Origin of the sequence: Amycolatopsis sp. NPDC021455, assembly GCF_040640995.1 — a bacterium.
Lineage (GTDB): Bacteria > Actinomycetota > Actinomycetes > Mycobacteriales > Pseudonocardiaceae > Amycolatopsis.
The window spans coordinates 25,592-48,000 of sequence record NZ_JBFACT010000044.1 but is presented as its reverse complement, the minus strand read 5'-3'; the positions used below and the strand labels follow the sequence as shown (position 1 = coordinate 48,000).

16 protein-coding genes are annotated in these 22,409 nt (G+C 72.6%); 7 read left to right on the top strand and 9 right to left on the bottom strand.

The features are described from left to right. Positions 1-24 precede the first annotated feature (24 nt). The 4 genes from AB0G28_RS34210 to AB0G28_RS34195 form a co-directional block, all read right to left on the bottom strand. The gene (locus tag AB0G28_RS34210; RefSeq protein ID WP_361098780.1) at positions 25-1,161 is read right to left on the bottom strand and encodes a serine hydrolase domain-containing protein; all 1,137 of its coding nucleotides are present in this window, start codon (positions 1,159-1,161) and stop codon (positions 25-27) included. 2 nt (positions 1,162-1,163) lie between these two features. After that, positions 1,164-3,845 (bottom strand): GNAT family N-acetyltransferase, encoded by a 2,682-nt coding sequence (locus AB0G28_RS34205; protein ID WP_361098776.1) that lies wholly within the window; start codon positions 3,843-3,845, stop codon positions 1,164-1,166. Between the two features lie 2 nt (positions 3,846-3,847). Next, complete coding sequence (locus tag AB0G28_RS34200; RefSeq protein WP_361098773.1) at positions 3,848-5,017, bottom strand: acetoin utilization protein AcuC; 1,170 nt, start codon at positions 5,015-5,017, stop codon at positions 3,848-3,850. A 319-nt stretch (positions 5,018-5,336) separates the two neighbouring features. Beyond that, a complete protein-coding gene (locus tag AB0G28_RS34195) occupies positions 5,337-6,182 on the bottom strand; it encodes a sulfurtransferase (protein WP_361098770.1) in 846 nt (281 codons plus the stop codon). Positions 6,183-6,294: 112 nt separating this feature from the next. Here AB0G28_RS34195 and AB0G28_RS34190 point away from each other — a divergent pair, with 112 nt between their 5' ends. The 3 genes from AB0G28_RS34190 (at position 6,295) to galE (ending at position 9,275) form a co-directional block, all read left to right on the top strand. Next, a complete protein-coding gene (locus tag AB0G28_RS34190; protein WP_020644897.1) occupies positions 6,295-7,011 on the top strand; it encodes a metal-dependent transcriptional regulator in 717 nt (238 codons plus the stop codon). Beyond that, entirely contained in the window at positions 7,008-8,186 is a 1,179-nt protein-coding gene (gene galK, locus AB0G28_RS34185; RefSeq protein WP_361098767.1) for a galactokinase, read from the top strand. The genes AB0G28_RS34190 and galK overlap by 4 nt, the downstream gene beginning before the upstream one ends. A gap of 99 nt (positions 8,187-8,285) precedes the next feature. Further along, positions 8,286-9,275 carry a UDP-glucose 4-epimerase GalE gene (gene galE / locus AB0G28_RS34180; protein WP_361098764.1) on the top strand — a complete coding sequence of 330 codons (990 nt, stop codon included), beginning with the start codon at positions 8,286-8,288 and terminating at the stop codon, positions 9,273-9,275. Positions 9,276-9,360: 85 nt separating this feature from the next. Here galE and AB0G28_RS34175 read toward each other — a convergent pair whose 3' ends face one another. Both AB0G28_RS34175 and AB0G28_RS34170 read right to left on the bottom strand, forming a co-directional pair. Next, positions 9,361-10,434: a DUF4192 domain-containing protein gene (locus AB0G28_RS34175; RefSeq protein ID WP_361098761.1), complete on the bottom strand. Its 1,074-nt coding sequence runs from the start codon at positions 10,432-10,434 to the stop codon at positions 9,361-9,363. Positions 10,435-10,592: 158 nt separating this feature from the next. Continuing rightward, entirely contained in the window at positions 10,593-11,447 is an 855-nt protein-coding gene (locus tag AB0G28_RS34170) for a M23 family metallopeptidase (RefSeq protein ID WP_361098758.1), read from the bottom strand. Positions 11,448-11,542: 95 nt separating this feature from the next. Here AB0G28_RS34170 and AB0G28_RS34165 point away from each other — a divergent pair, with 95 nt between their 5' ends. Both AB0G28_RS34165 and AB0G28_RS34160 read left to right on the top strand, forming a co-directional pair. Next, positions 11,543-12,655: a histidine kinase gene (locus tag AB0G28_RS34165; RefSeq protein WP_361098755.1), complete on the top strand. Its 1,113-nt coding sequence runs from the start codon at positions 11,543-11,545 to the stop codon at positions 12,653-12,655. Beyond that, complete coding sequence (locus tag AB0G28_RS34160) at positions 12,652-13,293, top strand: response regulator transcription factor (RefSeq protein ID WP_361098869.1); 642 nt, start codon at positions 12,652-12,654, stop codon at positions 13,291-13,293. The genes AB0G28_RS34165 and AB0G28_RS34160 overlap by 4 nt, the downstream gene beginning before the upstream one ends. A 4-nt stretch (positions 13,294-13,297) precedes the next feature. On the opposite strand, the gene AB0G28_RS34155 is transcribed toward AB0G28_RS34160, so the two are convergent. Continuing rightward, positions 13,298-14,695 (bottom strand): FAD-binding oxidoreductase, encoded by a 1,398-nt coding sequence (locus AB0G28_RS34155; protein ID WP_361098752.1) that lies wholly within the window; start codon positions 14,693-14,695, stop codon positions 13,298-13,300. A 73-nt stretch (positions 14,696-14,768) separates the two neighbouring features. Then, positions 14,769-16,574, bottom strand: coding sequence for a Xaa-Pro dipeptidyl-peptidase (locus AB0G28_RS34150; protein WP_361098749.1), 1,806 nt, complete (start codon positions 16,572-16,574; stop codon positions 14,769-14,771). A gap of 84 nt (positions 16,575-16,658) precedes the next feature. On the opposite strand from AB0G28_RS34150, the gene AB0G28_RS34145 reads away from it, so the two are divergent. Together AB0G28_RS34145 and AB0G28_RS34140 are read left to right on the top strand one after the other, a co-directional pair. Next, positions 16,659-18,209 carry a DUF4139 domain-containing protein gene (locus AB0G28_RS34145; RefSeq protein WP_361098746.1) on the top strand — a complete coding sequence of 517 codons (1,551 nt, stop codon included), beginning with the start codon at positions 16,659-16,661 and terminating at the stop codon, positions 18,207-18,209. Beyond that, positions 18,169-21,846 carry an AAA domain-containing protein gene (locus AB0G28_RS34140; protein ID WP_361098743.1) on the top strand — a complete coding sequence of 1,226 codons (3,678 nt, stop codon included), beginning with the start codon at positions 18,169-18,171 and terminating at the stop codon, positions 21,844-21,846. The genes AB0G28_RS34145 and AB0G28_RS34140 overlap by 41 nt, the downstream gene beginning before the upstream one ends. A 70-nt stretch (positions 21,847-21,916) precedes the next feature. On the opposite strand, the gene AB0G28_RS34135 is transcribed toward AB0G28_RS34140, so the two are convergent. Continuing rightward, positions 21,917-22,348 (bottom strand): CBS domain-containing protein, encoded by a 432-nt coding sequence (locus AB0G28_RS34135; RefSeq protein WP_361098740.1) that lies wholly within the window; start codon positions 22,346-22,348, stop codon positions 21,917-21,919. Positions 22,349-22,409: the final 61 nt, after the last annotated feature.

Here is a 22,409-nt window from a genome sequence, read left to right as displayed (position 1 = left end):
CTCTTATGGCCGGTAAGGAGGCCTTCACGGCTTTGCGGCGTAGGTCCAGAAGTCGCGCATCAGCGGGGTCGGGTCCGGGCTGGTCATCTCCACCTGGGTCAGCAGGATCGTGACCGTGCCCGTCGACGGGACCAGGTGCCAGGCCGTGCCCGCGCCGCCGATCCAGCCGTAGCGGCCGGGCACCTCCCAGGGTTCCTTCGGGTCGACGTCGACCGAGCCGCCGTAGCCCCAGCCCTGGCCGTGCAGGAACGGCCGCCCGGCTTCGCGCTGGGCCGGGGTCAGGTGGTCGGTGGTCATCCGGTGGACCGACTCCGGCGTCAGCAGCCGGTGGCCGCCCGCCGTGCCTTCGTCCAGCAGGAACCGGGCGAACGCGAGCAGGTCGTCCGCCGTCGAGACGAGCCCGCCGCCCCCGGACGGGAACGGCGGCGGGCCGCTCCACCGGCCCTCCGGCGAGTCGATCAGCCGGATCCCGTCCTCGCCGCGGCGGTACGCGCTGGTGAACCGGCCCAGGGCCGCGGTGGGCACGGTGAACCCGGTGTCGGCCATGCCGAGCGGCTCGAACAGCCGCTCCGCCAGGAACTCCGGCAACGGACGGCCCGACACCCGCGCGACCAGCACGCCCTGCAGGTCCGAGGCGGTGTCGTAGAGCCACGCCTCGCCCGGCTGGTGCAGCAGCGGCACCTGTGCCAGCGCCGCGAGCCACTCGTCCGGCGCGACCGCCCGGGGTGCCGCGGCCGGGTGGCCCAGGACCTGGAGCAGCAGGTCGACCGCGGGCAGCGTCATGTCCGCCGCGAGGCCGTACCCGCAGCGGAAGGTCAGCAGGTCTTCCACCGTGATCGGGCGGCGCGCGGGCACGACGTCGTCGACCGGCCCGGACGGCGTCCGCACGACCACCGGCGAGGCCAGCTCCGGTAGCCACCGCGCGACCGGGTCGGCCGGCGCCAGCTCGCCCTCGTCGACGAGCAGCAGGACCGCCGCCGCGGTGATCGGCTTGGTGAGCGACGCGATGCGGAACAGCGAGTCCCGCGCCATCGGCACGGTGCCCTCGGCGTCCGCCGAGCCGGCGGCCGCGGCTTCGACCTGCTCGCCGTGCGCCACCAGCGCCACCGCACCCGGCACGTCGCCGATGTGCCGGGCCAGGACCTCGTTCAGGGCCGTCATGATCAGTCCAGCGGGTTGATCGCGCGCAGCCGGCGCGGACCGGTGTCGGGCCGCGCCGGCGGTGCCCCCAGCACCAGGCGCGCGTTGGCGACGAAGACACCGGCCGGCGACGCCAGGATCGGGTCCAGTACCAGCGAGCGCACCTCCGGGTTGTCCTCCGCGAGCGCGGCCACGCGCAGCACGGTGTCCTGCAGCGCGGCGAGGTCGGCGGGCTCGTCGCCGCGGTAGCCGGTGAGCAGCGGCGCCGTCCGCGGCTCGCGCAGCAGGGTCGCGGCGTCGACGTCGGTGAGCGGCACCGCGCGGTAGGCGCGGTCGCCCAGCAGCGTGCTGACCAGCCCGGACAGCCCGAACGACACGAGCGTGCCGAACGACGGGTCGTCCTGCAGCCCGATCACGCACGACAGGCCCTTCGGGGCCATCCGCTGGACGTAGACTTCGTCGTCGCCGGAGACCTCGCGCAACGTCTCGTACGCGGTGCGCACGGCGTCCTCGGAGGCCAGGTCCAGCCGCACCCCCGCCAGGTCGGGACGGCCGCGCAGCCGTTCGTCGACCGCCTTGAGCGTCACCGGGTAGCCCAGCTCGGCCGCCGCCGCGACCGCGTCGTCCACAGTGGACACGATGCGGAACGGGACGACGTCGATGCCGTAGCAGCCCAGCAGCCGCACGACGTCGGCGTCCGACAGCAGCGTCGTCTTGCCGCTCTCGGATTCCAGCAGCTCGCGCACCAGCCCCTGCGCCTGCTCGGTGTGGATCCCGGCCGGCCGCACCAGCGTGCCCTGCGGGCGCTGCCGCCAGGCCGCGTACCGGATCACCCGGGCGAGGGCGTTCACCGCGCGTTCCGGGCTGGGGTACGACGGGATCGACCCGCGCGTCGGCACGCCCTCGCCGGACAGGACGGCCAGCTCGTCCGGCACGCCTTCGGCGGCGAGGAACGTCGAGACGATCGGCTTGCGCTGTCCCAGTTCCACGACGGTCTCCCGCAGGGCGCGCGCGTACGCGGTGCCGGGGATCGCCACCGGCGGCGCGAAGACGACGACCAGCGCGTCGGTCTCCGGCGAGGTCAGGGCTTCGCGGACCGCCTTGGCGAACTCCTCCGGCGGCGCCTGCGGGCCGACGTCCACCGGGTCCGACGCCAGCCGCAGCCCCTGCATCCGCGCGGTGTCGGCGGCCAGCAGCCCGATCGCGCTGGAGTTGCCGACGATGCCCACCCGCGGCCCGGCGGGCAGCGGCTGGTGGGCGAACACGAGCGCGGTGTCGAACAGCTGCGCCAGCGACTCCACCCGCACGACGCCGGCCTGCTCGAACAGCGCCTGGACGCTGGCCTCGTCGATCTCGGTCGACGTCGCCGCCAGCTGCGGGCGGACCGCGTGCCGCCCGGACTTCACCGCGACGATCGGTTTCGTGCGGGCCAGCCGGCGGGCCAGCCGCGCGAACTTGCGCGGGTTGCCGAAGGACTCCAGGTACAGCAGCACGAGATCGGTGTCCGGGTCGGTTTCCCAGTACTGCAGCAGGTCGTTGCCGGAGACGTCGGCGCGGTTGCCGGCCGAGACGAACGTCGACAGGCCGAGGCCGCGGGCTTCGGCGTCGGCGAGGATCGCCGTGCCCAGCGCCCCGGACTGGCAGAAGAACCCGGTGCGGCCGCGGCCGGGCAGCCGCGGCGCGAGCGTGGCGTTCAGCCGGATGCCGGGCGCGGTGTTCAGCACGCCGAGGGCGTTCGGGCCGACCACGCGCATGCCGTGCGCCCGCGCCTCCCCGACCAGCCGCAGCTCGGCGTGCAGCCCGTGCGCGCCCGCCTCGGCGAACCCGCCGGAGACGATCAGCAGCGTCTTCACGCCCTTGGCCAGGCAAGCGTCCAACACGGACTCGACGGCTTCGGCGGGCACCGCGACCAGCGCCAGGTCGACCGGGTCCGGGATGTCCAGCACCGACGGGTACGCGCGGACCCCGCGGACCGAGCGGTGTTCCGGGTTGACCGGGTAGACGGTGCCGGTGAACGCGGCGGCCAGCAGGTTCACGAAGGCGACGTGCCCGACTTTGCCCGGCTCGGTGGACGCCCCGATCACCGCGACCGAGGACGGGTGCAGCAGGTTGTGCACGCTGCGGGCCTCGGCCGCCTGCTCCCGCGAACGCGCGACGGCGAGGGACTCCTCGGTCGGGTCGATGTCGAACTCCAGGTGCAGCACGCCTTCCTCGATCTCGCGGCTGACCTGGTACCCGGCGTCGCGGAAGACCCGCACCATGGCGGAGTTCTCGGCGAGGACCTCGGCGACGAACCGGCGCAGCCCGCATTCGGACGCGGCCGCGGCGAGGTGTTCGAGGAGGATCGAGCCGAGCCCGCGGCCCTGGTGGGCATCGCTGACGACGAAGGCGACCTCCGCCGACGGCCCGTGGTCGAGCCGTTCGTACCGGCCGACCGCGACGATGTCGTCGCCCAGGAAGGCGGCGAACGCGACCCGGTCGTGGTGGTCGACCGTGGAGAACCGCTTCAGGTCCTTCTCCGGGATCCGGGGGTAGGCGCCGAAGTAGCGGAAGTAGCGCGTGCGCTCGGAGAGCTTCGCGTGGAAGGCGACGAGGCCGTCGGCGTCGGTGGGCACGATCGGGCGCAGGTGGACGGTGCCGCCGTCGGACAGCACGACGTCGGCCTCCCAGTCGCGGGGGTAGTCGAAGGGGTCCCGTCCGGCCATGGTCAGTCCCTGGGATCGTCCGGGTCGAGGCCGTGCAGGGGGAAGACGGCGCGGCGCGTGTCCCGGACGGCGATGTCGACCGGGTCGTCCTCGCCGTCGCCCCACGGCTTGAACCCGGTGTCGCGGTCGTCGGTCATGCTCTGCGGCAGTTCGGCGTGCGGGGCCGCCTTGCTCACGTTCGAAACCCAGCCGGGCGGCAGCGGCGTCGCGGGGTCGACGTCCCGGTCGAGGACGGTGGCGATCAGGTGCGTCCAGGATCGGGGAACGACCCGGATCAGCTGGTAGCCCCCACCGCCGACGGCGATCCACTTGCCGCCCGCGTAGGTCTCGGCGAGCTCGCGCAGGGTGGCGTAGATGGTGCGGTGCCCGTCGACGCTGAGGGAGAGGTCGGCCAGGGGGTCTTCTTCGTGCGAGTCGACGCCGCACTGCGTGAAGAGCAGCTGCGGTTCGAAGTCGGCGAGCAGGGAGGGGACGACGGCGTTGAAGGCCCGCAGCCACCCGGGATCCCGGGTGCGCGGCGGCAGGGGAACGTTGACCGAGGTGCCGTCGGCCTTCCCGCGGCCGGTCTCGGCGGAGTAGCCGGTGCCCGGCCAGAGCGTGAAGGGGTGCTGGTGGAGGGAGACGGTGAGGACGCGCGGGTCGTCGTAGAAGGCGGCTTGGACACCGTCGCCGTGGTGGACGTCGGTGTCGATGTAGGCGATGCGCTCGAAGCCGTGGTCGAGCAGCCACGAGATGGCGACGGCGCAGTCGTTGTAGACGCAGAAGCCGGACGCCTGGTCCCGCATGGCGTGGTGCAGGCCCCCGGCGATGTTGACCGCCCGGGTCGCCTCCCCTTCGGCGACCTTCCGGGCGGCGAGCAGCGTGGAGCCGACGACGAGCGCGGAGGCGTCGTGCATGTCGGAGAAGACGGGGTTGTCGGCGGTCCCGAGCCCGTGCCCGACATCCCACCCGACGAGCGGTGCCTCCCGCACGGCGGCGAGGTATTCGGGGGCGTGGACCCGGAGGAGCTCCTCGTCCCCGGCACTGGTGGGGACGAGCAGTTCGACGCCGGAGAGCACGCCGAGCTCGGTGGCCAGCCGGACGGTGAGCTCCAGCCGGACGGGGTTGAACGGGTGCTCCCCGCCGAGGTCATAACCCAGCAGGGCACGGTCCCAAACGACGGCCGGCGACATGCGGTCGACTCTAGTGCCGATCGCGGAAATCCGTGGACTGGAAAGGGCCGGCCCGGCCGGAGTGCCCGCGGGTTCCGGCGCGGGGCGGAGCCGGGTCGGCCGGAAGCCGGCCGGCGGCGGCTGGTTTGTCCCGCCGGTGCCGGTTCGGCCGCGCCGGTGGCCCGGCTGGGTACCCAACGCCACCGGCGTTGGGCCGCCGGGCTGCGGGACGGCCCCGGGTCAGCCGGGGAGCGTGCCCGTCGCCGCCGGGCGCACCGGAGGCCCGGCTGGGTGCCCATCGCCACCGCCGTTGGCGGCCGGGCCGCGGGACGGCCCCGGGTCAGCCGGGGAGCGTGCCCGTCGCGGCCGGGCGCTCCGGGTCGCGGGACCAGTGGGACCACGAGCCCGCGTACAGTCCCGCGCCCGGGTGGCCCGCCAGCTCCAGGGCCAGCACCACCGAACTGGCCGTCACCCCGGAACCGCAGTACGCGCCGACCGGCTCACCTGGGCGCAGGCCCAGGTCCGCGAACCTCGCCGCCAGCTGCTCCGGCGTGCGCCAGCGGCCGCGCTCGTCCGTGTGTCCCGCGAACGGGGCGTTCACCGCGCCCGGGATGTGCCCCGCGCGCGGGTCGACCGGCTCGGTCTCGCCCGTGTAGCGCGGGTTCGCCCGGGCGTCGAGCAGCAGGCCGTCGCGGGCCAGCGCGGCCGCCTCGTCCGCGTCGAGGACCGGCATCCCGCCCGGCCGGACCGTGATGTCGCCCGGCTCCGGGTGCACCTCGTCCGTGCTCACCGGGTGGCCGCCGGCCGTCCACGCCGCGTAACCGCCGTCGAGCACCGCCACCTCTTCGTGGCCGGCCCAGCGCAGCAGCCACCACGCCCGGGCGGCCACCGAGCCGTCGGCGTCGTCGTAGGCCACCACCGGCACACCCGCCCGCACTCCCGCCGCGCGGAGGTCGCGCTGCAGGCCGGCCGGGTCGGGCAGCGGGTGCCTGCCACCGTCGCCCGGCTCGCCGGCGAGCACCCGGTCGAGGTCCGTGAACACCGCGCCGGGCACGTGCCCCTCGCGGTAGGACTCGGCGCCGGGCGGGCCGGCGAGCCGCCAGCGGACGTCGAGGACAACGGGCCGGTCCCCGGCCGGGCCGGCCAGCGCGGCGGCGAGGTCGGTGGTGCTGATCAGCGGACGCATGCCTCCCATCTTCCAGCGGCCGCGCACCCGGCCGCGCCGGGGTGCGGACATATCCCCCACCGGCGAGTTGTTATCCCGGCGCCCGCCGCCGCGGCCTGGGGCAACGACTACGATGAGCAACGCGGACGAAGGGGACAGCGTGAACGATCTCATCGACACCACCGAGATGTACTTGCGTACGATCTACGAGCTCGAAGAAGAGGGTGTCGTTCCGCTGCGCGCCCGCATCGCCGAGCGCCTGCAGCAGAGCGGCCCGACCGTGAGCCAGACCGTCGCCCGGATGGAGCGTGACGGGCTGGTCGTGGTCGCCGACGACCGGCACCTCCAGCTGACCGACCACGGCCGCGAGCTGGCCATCGCCGTGATGCGCAAGCACCGCCTGGCCGAGCGCCTCCTCGTCGACGTGATCGGGCTCGAGTGGGAGCACGTGCACAACGAGGCGTGCCGGTGGGAGCACGTGATGAGCGAGGCCGTCGAGCGCAAGCTGGTCAAGCTGCTCGACCACCCGACCACCTCCCCTTACGGCAACCCGATCCCCGGCCTCGACAAGCTGGGCGACGGCGATCCCGCCCCGCCCGCGGAAGCCGACCTCGTCCGGCTCGACGAGTTCGCCCGCACCGGCGGCGGCCGCGTCGAAATCCGGCGCATCGCCGAGCACGTCCAGCTGGACGAGTCGCTGATGACCGAGCTCAAGTCCGTCGGCATCGTGCCGGGCGGCACGGTCACCGTTGGCAAGGCCAACGGCGGCACCATCGAGGTCACCGGCGGGGACACCACCGCCCAGGTCGCCAGCTCCGCGCTGCACGCCGTCCTGGCGCAGGCCCGATGAGCCCCGCTTCGGAGGCCGTGGCGGCGTTCCGCACGGTCCACGGCGTCGAGCCGGCCGGGGTCTGGTCGGCACCGGGCCGGGTCAACCTGATCGGCGAGCACACCGACTACAACGACGGCTTCGTGCTGCCCTTCGCGCTGCCGCACCGCTTGGCCGCGGCGGCGTCGCCCCGCGAGGACGGCATCCTGTCCGTGGCCACCCTGGGTGACGACGGCCAGATCCAGCGCTCCGGCGAGCTCAAGATCGCCGACCTGGCGCCGGGCTCGGTCGACGGGTGGGCCGCGTACCCGGCCGGCGTCGCCTGGGTGCTGCGCGACCAGGGCTTCACGAACGGCGCCGACCTGGTCGTCGCCGGGGACGTACCGTCGGGGGCGGGCCTGTCCTCCTCCCACGCGCTCGAGTGCGCGGTGTCGCTGGCGTTGCTCGGCCTGACCGGCCGGGAGATCGGCCACGACGACATCCCGGCCCGGTCCCAGGTCGCGCGGTGGGTGCAGCGTTCGGAGAACGACTTCGTCGGCGCGCCGACCGGCCTGCTCGACCAGACCGCGTCCCTCTGCTGCACCGAGTCCCACGTCCTGTTCCTCGACGTGCGGTCGGGCGAGCAGGAGCAGGTGCCGTTCGGCCTGGCCGAGGCCGGGCTGCAGGTGCTGATCATGGACACCCGCACCAAGCACTCGCACGCCGAGGGCGGGTACGGCGAGCGCCGCCGCGGCACCGAGCGGGCCGCCGAGCTGCTCGGGGTGAAGGCGCTGCGCGACATCACCGTCGACGGCCTCGCCGAAGCCCTCGACCGGCTGCCGGATGACCTGGTGCCGCTGGTGCGGCACGTCGTCACCGAGAACCAGCGGGTGCTCGAGACGGTCGAGCTGCTGCGCGCCGGCCGGCTGGCCGACATCGGGCCGTACCTGGACGCCTCGCACGTCAGCATGCGCGACGACTACCGGATCTCCACGGCCGAGCTGGACCTCGCGGTCGACTCGGCGCGGGCGGCCGGCGCGCTGGGCTCGCGAATGACCGGCGGCGGCTTCGGCGGCTCGGCGATCGCGCTGGTCCGCGACGCCGACCTCGACGGGGTCAAGGCGGCCGTCGAGGCGGCGTACGAGAAGGCCGGCTACCGGCGGCCGCGGATGTTCACGGCGGTGCCCTCCCGCGGCGCCGGCCGCGACGAGCTCTGACGCCGCGCGGGTCCGCGTGGGGCAACCCCCGCGCGGACCCGCGCGTCGCCGAAGGGGAACACTGCGGGGCACAGTCACCCTCGGCAGGAAGGCCTGGATGTGTCGGAGCGGAGCAACGCCCTGAAGCTGGTCGTCACGGGCGGAGCCGGGTACGTCGGCAGTGTCTGCGCCGCCCGGCTGGTCGAAGCCGGGCACCAGGTCACGGTGGTCGACGACCTGTCCACCGGGCACGCCGACGCCGTCCACCCCGACGCGCGGTTCATCGAGGGCGACGCCGCCGAGGTGGCGGGCAGCCTGCTGCGCGAGGGCTTCGACGGCGTGCTGCACTTCGCGGCCAAGTCGCTGGTCGGCGAGTCGATGACGGATCCGGCGAAGTACTGGGAAGGCAACGTCGTCACGTCGTTGCGGCTGCTGGAAGCCATGCAGGAGCACGGCACGCCACGGCTGGTGTTCTCCTCGACCGCGGCGACCTACGGCGAGCCGGAGCAGTCGCCGATCCCGGAGTCGGCGCCGACCCGGCCGACCAACACCTACGGCGCCACGAAGCTCGCCATCGACCACGCGATCACCAGCTTCGCCGGCGCCCACGGCCTGGCCGCGGTGAGCCTGCGCTACTTCAACGTCGCCGGCGCCTACGGCACCTTCGGCGAGCGTCACGCCACGGAAACCCATCTCATCCCTCTCGTTCTCCAGGTCGCCTCGGGCGACCGCGAGCACATCCGGATCTTCGGCGACGACTACCCGACGCCGGACCACACCGCGGTCCGCGACTACATCCACGTCGTCGACCTCGCGGACGCGCACCTGCTGGCGCTCAAGCACGCCACCGCCGGCACGCACCGCATCTACAACCTGGGCAACGGCACCGGGTTCTCGGTTCTCGAGGTGATCGAGGCCTGCCGTGAGGTCACCGGCCACCCGGTGCCGGCCGCGGTGGCCCCGCGCCGCGCGGGCGACCCGTCGGTACTCGTGGCGGCCAGCGACCGGGCCCGCGAAGAACTCGGCTGGAAGCCGGAACGCACCGAACTGACGGGAATCGTGCGCGACGCCTGGGAATTCACCCGGGCCCGACGCGCGCCCCAGGACTGAGCCGGAAAGCGCGGGTGGGCCTTCGCGGCCTGCCGACGCTCATCGAGAACCGTCCTTTCGCGACACCACAGCGAGACCCCGCAGGTCACCCGGCCCGCCTCATATCGACGTCGGGTGGGGCCAGGCCGAAGCCGGCCACGCCGGTCGGGTCCGCGGCCATCGCCAGGCCGAGGAGCCGCTCCGGTGGGAAACCCAGGCGCAGCACCGTTCTCAACAGCCCGGCCAGGACGTGGCCCGGGTTCGCGTCCAGCGCGTTCTCCAGCGCCATGCCCGCGAACGTGCCGTCGCCGCGCATGTAGGCCGTGTATCCCAGGAGCGCCGCCGCTTCCGCGCGTTCGGGGGCCGGGAGCTCGCGGACCAGCGTGAGCCACAGCCGCTCGGCCGCGCGCGCCACCGGGGTGCCGGGTGGGACGGCCATTCCGAGGCACTCGTCACGAATCTCGGGCAGCTTCAGCGCCTGCGCCAGGAGGACGGCTTCCTCGTCGGTCGGCGGCCCCTCGTCGCGGCGCCGGCGGTCGAAGGCCGCCCGGATTTCCGAAGCCGCGTCGGCGAACCGGGTCGCTTCGGGCCACGGGAGTTCTGATTGCCGCGCCAACAAATCCGCCCGGCGGGCGACTGCTTCCGGTGACCGCGGGGCGAGCAGCGCCGCCAGTTCGTCGCGGCTGCCGAAGAACACCGCGCCGCCTTCCGTGGCGACCGCGGCCGCCACCGTCGCTCGGGGGTCCGGCAGCTCGCCGCCGCAGTCGGCGTCGGCGTAACAGCCCCACGGTGCGCCCGCCGCGATGTCGGCCGCCCATATCGCATGCAGCACCGGCAAGCCGAACTCGGCCAGCGCCGCCGAAAGCTTTTCGACGAAGCCCGCGTGGGGTGGCGGGCCGCCGGATCTTCGGCGTCCGCCGACGATCACCAGCGTCACGCCCGTGTGCGGTTCCTCGGCGAGCTTCGGCGCGAGGGCCCGCGCTTGGCGGGCCCTGTCTTCGCGGCGCGGCAAATCGCCGCGCAGCACCAGGCCCAGCCGGTTGCCCGCGGGCGCCCGGTGCCCCAGCAGGAGGACGGAATTCTCGGGCCGGAACCCGATCAGGTACGGGAGCGCGGCCAGCAGCTGCGCGGGGTTTCGGAGGTCGACCGGCGAACGGCCGGCGGGGGTGGCAGTGGTCATGCCTCCACCGTGGGGCAAGACGAGCCCGGATGGGGCGATGGCGGCAAATCTGTGGACAGGTGCGGCCGATGTGGACGAATCCCGCCCGGCGGCGGCCGGGCGGGGCGGTTTTGTCGGTGGGGCGGGCTATGCTGCCCGGCCCCACCGACCGGCTCGGCTCAGCCGCAGTGCTCGAAACCGCTTTCATAGGTGTTGCTGCCCACCGAACCGCCCCACTTGACGCAGGTGGAATCGGCGGTCTTCTTCACCGGCCCGGCGTAGTAGGTGAAGCTGCCGGAATCGGTCACCCGCGCCGCCCCCTGGACCTCGAGGAAGGCCGAAACCGGGCTGGCCGTGCCGAGCGAGGTGGCCTTGAGCGTGGTCACGCAGTTCGCCTTGGTGGAAGCGTTGTACAGCAGGTAGGCCGTGCCCGACGAGTTCGCCAGCGCCTGCTGGTCGACGACGGAGAAGCCGTCGCCGCAGACCTCTTCGGCGGAGTACGGGTTGCCACCGCAGTTGTTCTTGCTCGTGAAGCTCGTGTGGCCGTAGTACGGCACGGCGACGCCGTTCAGCTTCGCCTTCTGCACCACGCCGTCGAGCCGCTCTTCGAAGTGCAGGTGCGGCCCGGTGACCCCGCCGGTCGCGCCCGCCTTGCCGATCTCCTTGCCGCCGGCGACCGACTGCCCGACCGAAACCTCCTGCGCCGAGAGGTGCGCGTACCGGGTCCGCCAGCCGCTGCCGTGGTCGACCTCGATCCACTTGCCGTAGCTCGTGCTGCCCTCGTCGGCCACCCGCGTCACCGTGCCGGACGCCGCCGCGAGCACCGGCATGCCGGTGATGCCGTCCTTCTGGAAGTCGACCGAGTACTCCGGGCTGTGGCCGCTGAACGTCGCCGCGGTCACGGTGACCCCGCACTTGAACGGCACCTGGAAGTTGGGTGCGGCCGACGCGGTCGCCTGGCCGGCGAGGGTGAGGCCGAGCGCGGGCAGCGCCGCGGCGGCGGCGAACACGGCGAGCCGTCGCAACCTGGACATGGGGGAACCTCCTGACAAACGGGACATCTTGACACCCCGAAGCGAAGCCTCCGTCGGTACATTTTCCGTACAAGCACCCCGTGGAGGCCCGCGAAATGACGACCGGACGAGCCCGGTTCCCCCAGGCCCAGGCCTGGTTGCGGTGGGCGTTCGTCGCGGTGCCGATGCTCGCCGCGATGCCCCGGGCGGACACGCTCGCGTGGGTCCTGATCGGGATCACCCTCGTCCTGTCGGTCCCGCTGTTGTGGCTCAACGACATCCGGGAACGGACCCTGCCGCCGGCGCTGCTCCTCACCGTGATCTTCTGCGCGGGCCTGCTGTGGGCGCTGGTGCCGAACAGCTGGGCGTCGGTGACGATGTTCAGCTGCACCTTCTTCGTCGTCCTGCGGCAGGGCACCGTCCCGGTCGTGCTCGCGGTCGCGCTGGACCTGGGCACGATCGCGCTCTGGGCGGCCTACCACGACGCCTGGGAAGGCGCCCTGCCGTCGTGCACGATCCTCGCCATCGTGGTGCTGCTCGGCATCAACCGGCGGACCCGGCTGGCCCGGATCGAGCAGACCGAGCTCGCCCTCGCCCGCGCCCGGACGGCCACCGAGGAGCACGCGCGCGCGGCCGCCCTCGCCGAACGCGCCCGCATCGCCCGCGAGCTGCACGACGTCCTGGCGCACTCGCTGGCCGGGCTCTCGCTGAACCTGCAGGGCGCGCGGCTGATGCTGGTGCGCGACGGGGCGAGCCCGGACACCGTCGCGCAGATCGAACGGGCCCAGAGGCTGGCGTCGGAAGGCCTCGCCGAGGCTCGCAAAGCCGTGGCCGCCCTGCGCGAGGACGCCGTGCCGGTCGAACGCGCGATCGCGGACCTCCTCGCCGCGTACCGGTTGGACACCGGCGCCCGCGCCGACCTCAGCGTCGAAGGCACGCCGCGCGAGCTCGCTCCGGCCGTCGGCACCGCGCTGGTCCGCGCGGTGCAGGAGGCGCTGGCCAACACCCGCAAGCACGCGGCGCAGGCGGAAGTGGACGTCACGCTGGACTACACCGACGGGTCGGTGGAGCTGACCGTGGCCGACCGGCAGGGCAGGCGCCCGCCGGACGCGCCGGCGGCAGGCTACGGTTTGCGCGGGATGGGCGAACGGGTCGCACTGCTCGACGGGCGCCTGGACAGCGGGCCGGGGGAGGACGGATGGCGGATTCACCTGACCGTGCCGGCGTGACGCTGCGCGTCGTGCTGGCCGACGACCAGGCGGTGGTCCGGGAGGGCCTGGTCACGCTGCTCGGGCTGCTGCCCGGCATCGAGGTGGTCGGCGCCGCGGCCGACGGGCAGGCCGCGCTCGACCTCGTCGCCGAGCACCACCCCGACGTCGTCCTGGTGGACCTGCGGATGCCGCGATGCGACGGCGTCGAGACCACCGAGCGCATCCGCGCCGAGCACCCGGGCACCGAGGTCGTCGTCCTCACCACCTACGCCGACGACGAATCGCTGCTGGCCGCGTTGCGCGCCGGCGCCCGCGGCTTCCTCACCAAGGACGCCGACGCCGAGGCCATCGCACGGGCACTGCGCTCGGCCGCCGCCGGCCAGTCCACAGTGGACGGCGAGCTGCAGCGGCGGCTGGTCGAAGCCGCCACCCGCGGCACTCCCGGGCGCGTCAAGGAGGTCGAAGGCCTGACCGCGCGCGAGATCGAGGTGCTGCGGCTGATCGCCGCCGGGCTGTCCAACACCGAGATCGCCCGCACCCTGGTGGTCAGCGAGGCGACCGTGAAGACCCACGTGAACCACCTGTTCACCAAGGCCGGGCTGCGCGATCGCGCCCAGGCGGTCGCCTTCGCCTACCGGGCCGGCATCGCCGGCTGACCCCTCACGTCGCGGGCGGGATGTTCGCGTTGTGGTGGAAGACGTTCCGCGGGTCGTAGACGGCCTTGATCCGGGCGAGGCGCTCGTACTTCGCGGGCCCGTACGACGTCCGGACGCGGTCCGCTTCGTACTCGGCCATGAAATTGACATAGCCACCGTCGTTGGCCGACAACGGCGCCAGCGCGGCCCAGAACTCCCGTACCCAGGCCCGGTCGGCCGCGAACGCCTCCGGGTCGGCGGCGATGGCGGCGATGTTCACGGCCAGGCACTTCCGCCGGGATCCGCCGAACGCCGTGCCGTCGTCGGTGGCTTCGGCGAACGCTCCGTGCAGCGAGAAGATCGGCATGATCGACATCGGCGAGCTCTTGCGCGGCAGGAAGTCGGCGATCACCTCGATGACCTCGTCGGTGAACGCGTCGGCGAAGGCCGCCTTTTCGTAGCCGAGGATGCCCCACGGCGCGGCGCCGTCGATCATCTGCTGCAGCTCGACGTACGGGATCGGCGAAACGAATTCGAACAACGGCGCCGGTCCCGTCCGCGCGGCCCGGATCGCCTCCGCGTGCTGCTCCTCCCCCGAGAACCCGGCGATCAGCAGGGCGTAGCCGGGCCGGAAGTGGAAGGCTTCGGGGACGAACGGCGCGGGCGGCGCGTTGAGCCCGGCCACGAGCACGCCCATCTCGCCGGGCAGCGTCTCGAGCACTTCACGGGCCTGGCGCAACGCGGCCACGCCGTCCTCGAGGCCCCAGAAGAACAGGCCCAAGTGGACGATCGGGCCCACCGGGTGCAGCCGGAACTCGAACTCGGTGACGACACCGAAGTTGCCACCACCGCCGCGCAATGCCCAGAACAGGTCGGGGTGCTCCTCGGCGGACGCCCGCAGCACCTCGCCGTCCGCGGTGACGACCTCGGCGGAGAGCAGGTTGTCGCAGGCCAGCCCGTGCTTGCCGGTGAGCCAGCCGAAGCCGCCGCCGAGGGTGAGACCGCCGACGCCGGTGTGGCTGACCGTGCCGCCCGGCACCGCCAGCGCGTGCGCCTGGGTGGCGGCGTCGAGCCGCGCCCAGGTCGTCCCGCCGCCGCAGCGCGCGGTCCGGCCCACGGGATCGACGGTGATCGCGTCGAGGGAGCTCAGGTCGATGCAGAGGCCACCGTCCACGACCGCGGCGCCGCCGAAGTTGTGCCCGCCGCCGCGCACGGAGACGTCGAGCCCGGCTTCGCGCGCGTACTCCAGCGCCGTCGCCACGTCCCCGGGACCGGCCGGCCGCACGACCACGGCGGGCCGGCGGTCGATCTCCCCGTTCCAGACCGACCGGGCGGTGTCGTAGCCGGGGTCACCGTCGGTGAGCACCGTGCCGGACAGCCGGGCGCGCAGGCTCTCCAGGGTCGGTTCGGTGGTCGAGGTCATGGCGGCTCCTCTCGTGGATGCCCCCATGAGTCGCCTGACCTGCGACGATCGTTACATCAGGGGATCGCCGCCGTCAGCCGAACGCGGCTCGCAGGGCCGGCTTGCCACCCGTGACCGGGAGCGTCACCGATGTCTTCGTGAGGTCGAGCGCCAGCCCGGCGCCCGGCTTCGGACGCAGCGTGTAGTCGTGGTCGCTGGACGCGAGCAGGAACTCCAGCCGGTGTCCCGCCGCGAGGACGTAGTCCTTCGGCATGAGCTCGACGCCGATCCGGTAGGTCTGCCCCGGCGTGATCGGTTCCGTGCGCGCCGGCGAGGTGCGGTTCTGCGGGTCGGTCCAGCCCCGGCTGATGATGTGGGACGTGCCGTCGGGCGCGCGGTCGAGCAGGATCGCCGTGACGTTCGCCGCGGGCCGGTCGAACGCCAGCGCCAGGTCGGCTTTGGCGGTACCGGAGAGGCGGACGGGCTGCTTCGCCGCCGGCGTCGCGTACAGCAGGCGGTTGCCGGACGACGCGAGCCCGGCCAGCTGCTCGATCGTCTTCGACGAGTCGTCGGCGAGGGTTTCGGCGGCCGCCGTGCCCGGGACCGGGTCGTGGGTGTCGAGGGCGCCCTTCGACCGGCCGCCCGGCCATGGGTACACGCGGACGTCGGCGGTGCCCGGAGCCGGCCAGTCGGCCTCGTCGGTCCACGACTTGTCCTCGCGCTGGATCGTTGCCTTCGGTTCGTTCTGGATGCCGTTGTCGATGCCGTAGAGGTAGTGCGACATCCACTTGTTCAGCGTCGCGAGCCAGGCGTCGCGCCGCAGGTTGTACGGGTCGGCGTGCGCGGCCTGGTGCAGCCAGATCTTGTGCTCGACGCCGTGGGCCTTCAGCGCCTCGTACCACTCGGCGACCTGGTCGGTCTTGACGTTCCAGTCGTTGAGGCCGTGCACCGCGAGCACCGACGCGTGCACCTTGGCGACGTCGTTGCGGTAGTTGCGGACGTCCCAGAACGGCGTGTAGTCGCCGGTCACCCGGTCCTGGTCGCGGGTCAGGCCGTCGATCACCGGGCGGCAGATCCGCCGGTCGGCGCGGGTGTAGACGTACTCGGCGAGCACGTCGGCGTCCTCGCCCTGGAACCCGCCGGCCGCGACGACCGCGCCGTCGTTGCGGTAGTACTGGTACCAGCTGGAGATGGCGGCGATCGGCACGATCGTCTCGAGCCCTTCGACGCCGGTGCTCGCGACGGCGTTGGGCAGCGTCCCGTTGTAGGACACGCCCATCATGCCGGTCTTGCCGGTGCTCCAGTCCGCCTTCGCGGCGGCGCCGTTCGCGTCTTGTGCGGTCGCGCGGCCATTGAGCCAGTCGACGACCGAGCGCGCGCCGATGGTCTCGTTGACGTCCCCGGTGGTCGGGCAGCCGGTGGACAGGCCGGTGCCGAGCGATTCGCCGTAGACGACGGCGAACCCGCGCGCGGTGAAGTAATCCTGGTAGCGCCAGCCGATCGGGGCGGCCGGGCCGACGCCGTGCGCGGCGACGCGCGGGCCTTCCGGGCCGCGGGCCTGGCCGGGCGCGTACAGCTCGACGTCGACGTCGTGGTTGGCGATGTCGTTGCCGCCGGCGTAGTACGGGCTCGCCTGGTAGACGACCGGCACCTTCAGGCCCTGCTGAGTCGCGCGCGGGCGCACGACCTGGGCGTGCACGAGGTCGTCGGCGCCGTCGTGGTCGCTGTCGACCGGCGCGGTGACCCAGACGTCCTCGCGGACGACGTCGGCCGGGTCGAACACCGGCTGCGCCTGGCCGCCGGTGAACACCGGGGCGGGCGGCGCGGCTTCGGCGGTCACCGCGGTCAGCGGCAGGGTCGCGAGCGCGAGGAGCAGGACTGCGGTTCGTGCGGCTTTCACTCAAACCCCCAAGCCGGGCGAAGCGGACGAGTTCCGAGACTTCCGTCCCGCCCGCGGGGGTGTCAAGAGGCTAACGTCGGAGGCATGCCGACCGTGGAAGCGCCGATCGCCGCCGTGACCGTCTACCCGCAGCAGGCCCGGATCACCCGCCGGGGCCGCGTGCCGCTCGACGGCGGATCGCGCGTCACGTTCGCCGGGCTGTCCCCGGCCCTCGACGCGGAATCGGTGCGAGTCACCGGCACCGGGCCGGCGCTGATCACCGGTGTCGACGTCCGGACCGAGCAGCACCCCTCCCCGGCCGACGCGGTGTTGCGCACGCTCGTCGAGCAACGGCGTTCGGACCAAGCCACGCTCGACAGCGTCGTGGACGACGAAGCGGCCGAAGCGATGAAGGTGGATCTGTTGACTTCACTCGCGAAGCGCAGCGGCGGCAGCTTCGCGAAGGCACTGGCGGCTGGAACGACCGAGCCGTCCCGCGTGGCCGAGGTGACCGACGCGGTGAGCGAGCGGCTGGCCTCGGCGTTGAAGGCGCGGCGGGTCCTGACCGAGCGGATCGCCCGGCTGCGCGAAGACCTCGACGCGCTCGACCGGCGGATCGAAGCGCACCGGGGGCAGGCGTGGCAGGACAGCACGTCGGTGGTCGTGGAGCTGGAAATCCCGGACCCGTCGGGGACGGCCGAGCTGGAACTGTCCTATGTGGTCGCCGGCGCGAGCTGGACACCGGGCTACGACGTCCGCGTGCGCGGCACCGACGTCACGGTGGTGTCGTACGGTCTGGTCAGCCAGCAGACGGGCGAGGACTGGCCGGAGTGCGAACTGGCGCTGTCGACGGCCCGGCCGGCGGTGTCGGTGGTGGTGCCGGAACTGCGTCCGTGGTACCTCGACCGGGTCCGCCCGGTCCCGGTGGCCCCGGCAGCGCCGGCGGCGGCGTACGGCGGCGCGGGCGGCGGAATCCCGGACGGCGCCCGGTTCGCGGCGGCGGCCATGGCCCCGAAGTTCGCCGCGGTCGAACAGGGCACGACGGCGGTCACGTACCGCCCGTCGCGCCCGGTGGCGGTGCCGTCCGGCGCCGCGGGACACCGGACGACGTTGGCGCAGCTGGATCTGACGGCGTCGCTGGGATACGTCACGGCGCCGGTGCTGGCGGAGGAGGCCTACCTGCGGGCGACGGTGGTGAACACTTCGGAGCATGCGTTGCGGCCGGGGCGCGCTTCGGTGTTCCACGACGCGGAGTTCGTCGGGACGACGATGCTCGAACCGTGGGCGCCCGGGGAGGAACTGGAGCTGGCCCTGGGCGTGGACGACCGGATCCGGGTGGAGCGGGAACTGGTCCGGCGGACGGCGTCCAAGGCGACTTTGTCCGGGCAGAAGCGGCGAGAGGCGGAGTACCGGATTTCGGTGGGGAACCACGGGCCTCGCCCGGCCGTGGTGACGGTGCTGGATCAGGCGCCGGTGTCGCGGGACGACACGATCACGGTGAAGGACGTTCGATCGTCACCTGAGCCGGTGGAGACGTCGGAGCTGGGTGAGCTGACTTGGAAGCTGACGTTGGCGCCCGGGGAAACGGGGGTGGTGACGCTTTCGTACCGGGTGGATGTCGCGAAGGGCGTGGAGCTGTCCGGCTGGCGGGAGTGAGCCGGCTCCCTCCGCTCGATTACCGGAAAGGCTGAACAAACCCACTCGAAAGGCACTATCTTCGACGCTGACGAAGCAACGGAATCGACGATCGGAGCCGGGGTTGAAATCGGGCGCGGACACCGCACGAGCGGAGATCGTCGAGTTCTGGCGCACCGTGGAAATGTTCAGCCCGCAGAAAGTGGACAAATCCAGTCACGAGAAGCTGGTGTTCACCGTGCGCCCGGGACAGCCGTTGCCGTGGGAACCGGAGCACGACCTCGCCGACCGGGAGCTGAAGCCGAACCAAACCTGGCAGCACCTCGTGTATCTGGGCGTCTACCGGCTCGACGAGGTGTTCGAGGTGCTCTCGCGGGTCTTCGAGCCCGACCAGGACAGCTATGACGAGCGGCCTGCCGGAGACAGCGCGGTCGCGGCCTTCCTCGTCGGCGAAGACGGACGGGCCCTGCTCGACTCCGAGGTCCTTTCCAGCTGTGCCTGGGCCACCGGGCAGCTGGCGCGGGACCGGCACTGCGATCCGGACTGGCCGGCGCTCTTCCAGGACGACACCCTCGATTTCTCCCGCGCCTGGCGCGACGAGGTCGCCGACGAACTGCAGGTGGACGGTGACGTTCCGCAATACGTTCCGCAAGTGCTGGACCACGAGGCGCTCGCGCGATGTCTCGCCGTCGCTGTCGCCGCTGCCGGCACGACCGGGACGCTGTCGTGTCCGGAGGTCCGGATCAGCAGCCGGATCGTCTCCCGGCGCAAGGCCGACAACGCGGCCGGTCACGATTTCCTCAACAGCATGATCATGGGCGACCTGGGGCTCGTCGGCGAAGAGACCGCCAAGGGGAACATCGGCGCCGCCCTGCGGGACTACCTGCTCCCGAACGCCGAAATCCGCACCACTCGCCGCGTCGACGTCCGCACCCGGACCGATGTCGTCCTGGCCGCGACGGCACCCGGCGCCGTACCGGCCGGCCGCTGGCCGAGCAAACCGCAGCACGCGCTGGCCCTGAACCAGCAGCTGGCCGTGAGCACGGCAATGCTGACGGCCGGCTCGGCCGGGGTCATGGGCGTCAACGGCCCTCCCGGCACCGGCAAGACCACCATGCTGCGCGACCTGATCGCCGGTTTGGTGGTGGGCCGGGCCCGCGAACTGGCCGCGCTGACCGAGCCGGGCGACGCCTTCTCGGGCCGGAAGTCGCGCTGGCGGACCGGGGATCGCACCCGGGTGCTGTCCCACTGGCGCCCAGAGCTCACCGGTTTCGAAATGGTGGTCGCCTCGGCGAACAACGGAGCCGTGCAGAACGTCACGGACGAAATCCCGGCCGCGGCCGCGATCGACGAAGCCTGGGCGGACCGCGCTGCCGCCGTCGACTACTTCCCCGCCATCGCCTCCGCCTTGCTCGCGCCGGAACCGGACGCCGAGCCGCGAGGACCGGGCGGCAGTTCGAGCGGCAGTTCAAGCGGCGATTCGGGCGGCCAGCATGCCTGGGCACTGGTGGCGGCGAGGCTGGGCAACAAGGCCAACCGCAACCGGTTCGTCAGCACGTTCTGGTACCACACTCCGCGGACCGCGAAGGACGACGAGTGGCACGGCCTGCTGGCCGTGCTCAAGGGCTACGAACAGGAGGAGCCCGAGCAATCCTGGGCCGCGGCCGTCCAGGAGTTCCGGAGCGCCGAAGCACGCGTCGAGGCCATTCGCACCGAACGGTCGGAAACCTGGGAAGCGTTCCTTCGCCGGTCCGAGGTGCGGGAAGAAACAGCCCGCCGGCTCGAGGACAGGTTCAAGGCCGCCGAGAGCGTGGCAGCGGCACGAGCTCGACGCACGGCCGCCGTCGCCGAGGAAGCGAAAGAAGCCGCTGCTGCACTCGAAATCGCCCGAGCCCGTCAAGCCGCGCAAGAACAAGCGGCCCGCGAACGCCACGAGCTGGCCGAGAAGACCGTCGAGGCACGCCGGGCGGATCTCGCGCGGGTCGGAACGGCACGTCGTACCGAGGCCGAACGCGTCGTCCGGACATGGCAGGCCGAGGTGGACGCGCGAGAGCAGGCCCACCTCGCTCACCGATCAGCGTTTCCGGGGGCGTGGGAACGGCTGCGCACCCTCGGCGGCGCCCGGAAGCAGTGGGCTTGGCGGGACGACTGGCTGGCGAGCCAGGTGATCGCGGCCAGGCAGGAACTGACCGCGGCGCAGCGGGACCGGGACGCCGCCCAGTGGGAGGTCGAAACCGCCCAACGCGCGTTCGACACCGCCGTGCGGGAGCTGAGCCGGGCACGAACCGCATTGGCCGAGGGAATTCCGCTGCCCGAGGTCGAACACACGCCGCTCATCGCGGCACGCCGGGAGCTGGCGCTGATCGACCAGGCGATTTCCACCGCCATCCAAGCCGAGGCGGACGCCGAGCGTTCGGTGCGGGCGGGTGAGGAGGAACTCGCCGCGCTCGATGACCGGCTCGGGAAAGCCGCGGAGGCCCTCGGACCGCACTTTCCCGACGACACTTGGTGGGATGACCGCGAACGCCGGGAAGCGAGCGCGCTGTGGACGGACGCGGTGTGGAACAGTGCGCGAACCGAGCTGCTGTTCGCCGCCTTGGCGCTGCACAAGGCATTCCTGCGGCACGCGGCCACCGCGGTGCGATGCAACCTGCAGGCCGCCATGGACGTCCTCACCGGCGACGCCCCTCGAGACGCCCCCGCCGAGGCGGTGCTGGTCGCGTGGCAGAGTTTGTTCTTCGTGGTGCCCGTGGTGTCCACCACGTTCGCCTCCTACGCGCGCCTGTTCAGCCACCTGGGCAAGGAAGCGCTGGGCTGGCTCCTCATCGACGAAGCCGGGCAGGCGACTCCGCAGAACGCCGTCGGAGCCCTGTGGCGGACGCGACGCGCGCTCGTCGTGGGCGACCCCCTCCAGCTCGAACCGATCACCACCTTGCCGTTCCGCACCGAGCAGGCGATCCGCACCGAACTCCGCGTCGACGAGCAGTGGCTGACCAGCCGGACCTCGGTCCAGCGCCTGGCCGACCGGCTCACTTCACTGGGCACCCGGCTGCGCGACGACGACGGTGAAACCTGGGTGGGCGTGCCGCTGACCGTGCACCGCCGCTGCGATCAGCCGATGTTCGACATCGTCAACACGGTCGCCTATGACGGGCTCATGATCAACGGCACCGCTCCGGGACCGGCAGCGGAATTCAAGCGGGCCTATCCGAGCCTGCCGGAGTCGAAGTGGATCGATGTGGCGAGCGACGGCGCCCAAGGCCACTGGATTCCCGAAGAGGGCCGTCAGCTCGATCGCATTCTCGCGACGCTGACGGGACTGGATTTCGACATGTCCGAGGTTCTGATCATCGGCCCGTTCCGGGACATCGCCCGCCAGATCGCCCGCCGGTCCGGGCGGCACCCGGGACTGGTGGCCGGGACCGTGCACACCGCACAGGGCAAGCAGGCCGACATCGTCATCCTGGTTCTCGGCAGTGCGCCCGACCGCCCGGGCGCCCGCAAATGGGCTTCGGGCAAACCGAATCTGCTCAACGTCGCGGTCAGCCGCGCCAAGCGGCGTCTCTACGTCATCGGCAACCGGCGGGAATGGGCGAAGTGGCGGTACTTCGAGACGCTGGCCGCCGACCTTCCCCATTCCGCACCGATCGGGCGGTGACGAGCCGGCTCCGAACAGGACGGGTGCTCGCCCCGCGGGAGGCGAGCACCCGTGGTGGTACGACCCGACGTCAGCCCTGCGAGATGTACGCCTGAAGCTGTTCCTGGCTCTGCTCCAGCTGTTCCATCCGGTTCTTCACGACGTCCCCGATGGAGACGATCCCCGCCAGCCGGCCGTCGGCGAGGACCGGGACGTGGCGGATTCGCCTCTCCGTCATCAGGACCGACAGCTGGTCCACCGAGTCGTCCGGGCCGCAGCTGGCCACCAGTTTCGTCATGATCTCCGAGACCGGCCCGTCGAGCAGGGCCGGGCCGCGCTCGTTCAGGCGGCGGACCACGTCGCGTTCCGAGACGATTCCCGCTATCGACCCGTCCGGGGCGACGACCACCATCGCTCCGACGTTGTGTTCGGCCAGTCCGGCCAGCAGCGTGGTCACCGTGGTGTCCGGGGTGACCGTCGCGACCGCCGACCCCTTCTTGCGCAGCAGATCCGCAATCCGCATGGCGATCCTTCCCGTCGGTGAGCTGGATCACCACAGGTTAGGGCCACCGGGGCCGGGGCGA

Excerpts from the sequence above, each read along its gene's own strand:
- AB0G28_RS34210 (WP_361098780.1), bottom strand. The coding sequence starts at position 1,161 with ATGACGGCCCTGAACGAGGTCCTGGCCCGGCACATCGGCGACGTGCCG.
- AB0G28_RS34205 (WP_361098776.1), bottom strand. The coding sequence starts at position 3,845 with ATGGCCGGACGGGACCCCTTCGACTACCCCCGCGACTGGGAGGCCGAC.
- AB0G28_RS34200 (WP_361098773.1), bottom strand. The coding sequence starts at position 5,017 with ATGTCGCCGGCCGTCGTTTGGGACCGTGCCCTGCTGGGTTATGACCTC.
- AB0G28_RS34195 (WP_361098770.1), bottom strand. The coding sequence starts at position 6,182 with ATGCGTCCGCTGATCAGCACCACCGACCTCGCCGCCGCGCTGGCCGGC.
- AB0G28_RS34190 (WP_020644897.1), top strand. The coding sequence starts at position 6,295 with ATGAGCAACGCGGACGAAGGGGACAGCGTGAACGATCTCATCGACACC.
- galK (WP_361098767.1), top strand. The coding sequence starts at position 7,008 with ATGAGCCCCGCTTCGGAGGCCGTGGCGGCGTTCCGCACGGTCCACGGC.
- AB0G28_RS34175 (WP_361098761.1), bottom strand. The coding sequence starts at position 10,434 with ATGACCACTGCCACCCCCGCCGGCCGTTCGCCGGTCGACCTCCGAAAC.
- AB0G28_RS34170 (WP_361098758.1), bottom strand. The coding sequence starts at position 11,447 with ATGTCCAGGTTGCGACGGCTCGCCGTGTTCGCCGCCGCCGCGGCGCTG.
- AB0G28_RS34165 (WP_361098755.1), top strand. The coding sequence starts at position 11,543 with ATGACGACCGGACGAGCCCGGTTCCCCCAGGCCCAGGCCTGGTTGCGG.
- AB0G28_RS34155 (WP_361098752.1), bottom strand. The coding sequence starts at position 14,695 with ATGACCTCGACCACCGAACCGACCCTGGAGAGCCTGCGCGCCCGGCTG.
- AB0G28_RS34145 (WP_361098746.1), top strand. The coding sequence starts at position 16,659 with ATGCCGACCGTGGAAGCGCCGATCGCCGCCGTGACCGTCTACCCGCAG.
- AB0G28_RS34140 (WP_361098743.1), top strand. The coding sequence starts at position 18,169 with ATGTCGCGAAGGGCGTGGAGCTGTCCGGCTGGCGGGAGTGAGCCGGCT.
- AB0G28_RS34135 (WP_361098740.1), bottom strand. The coding sequence starts at position 22,348 with ATGCGGATTGCGGATCTGCTGCGCAAGAAGGGGTCGGCGGTCGCGACG.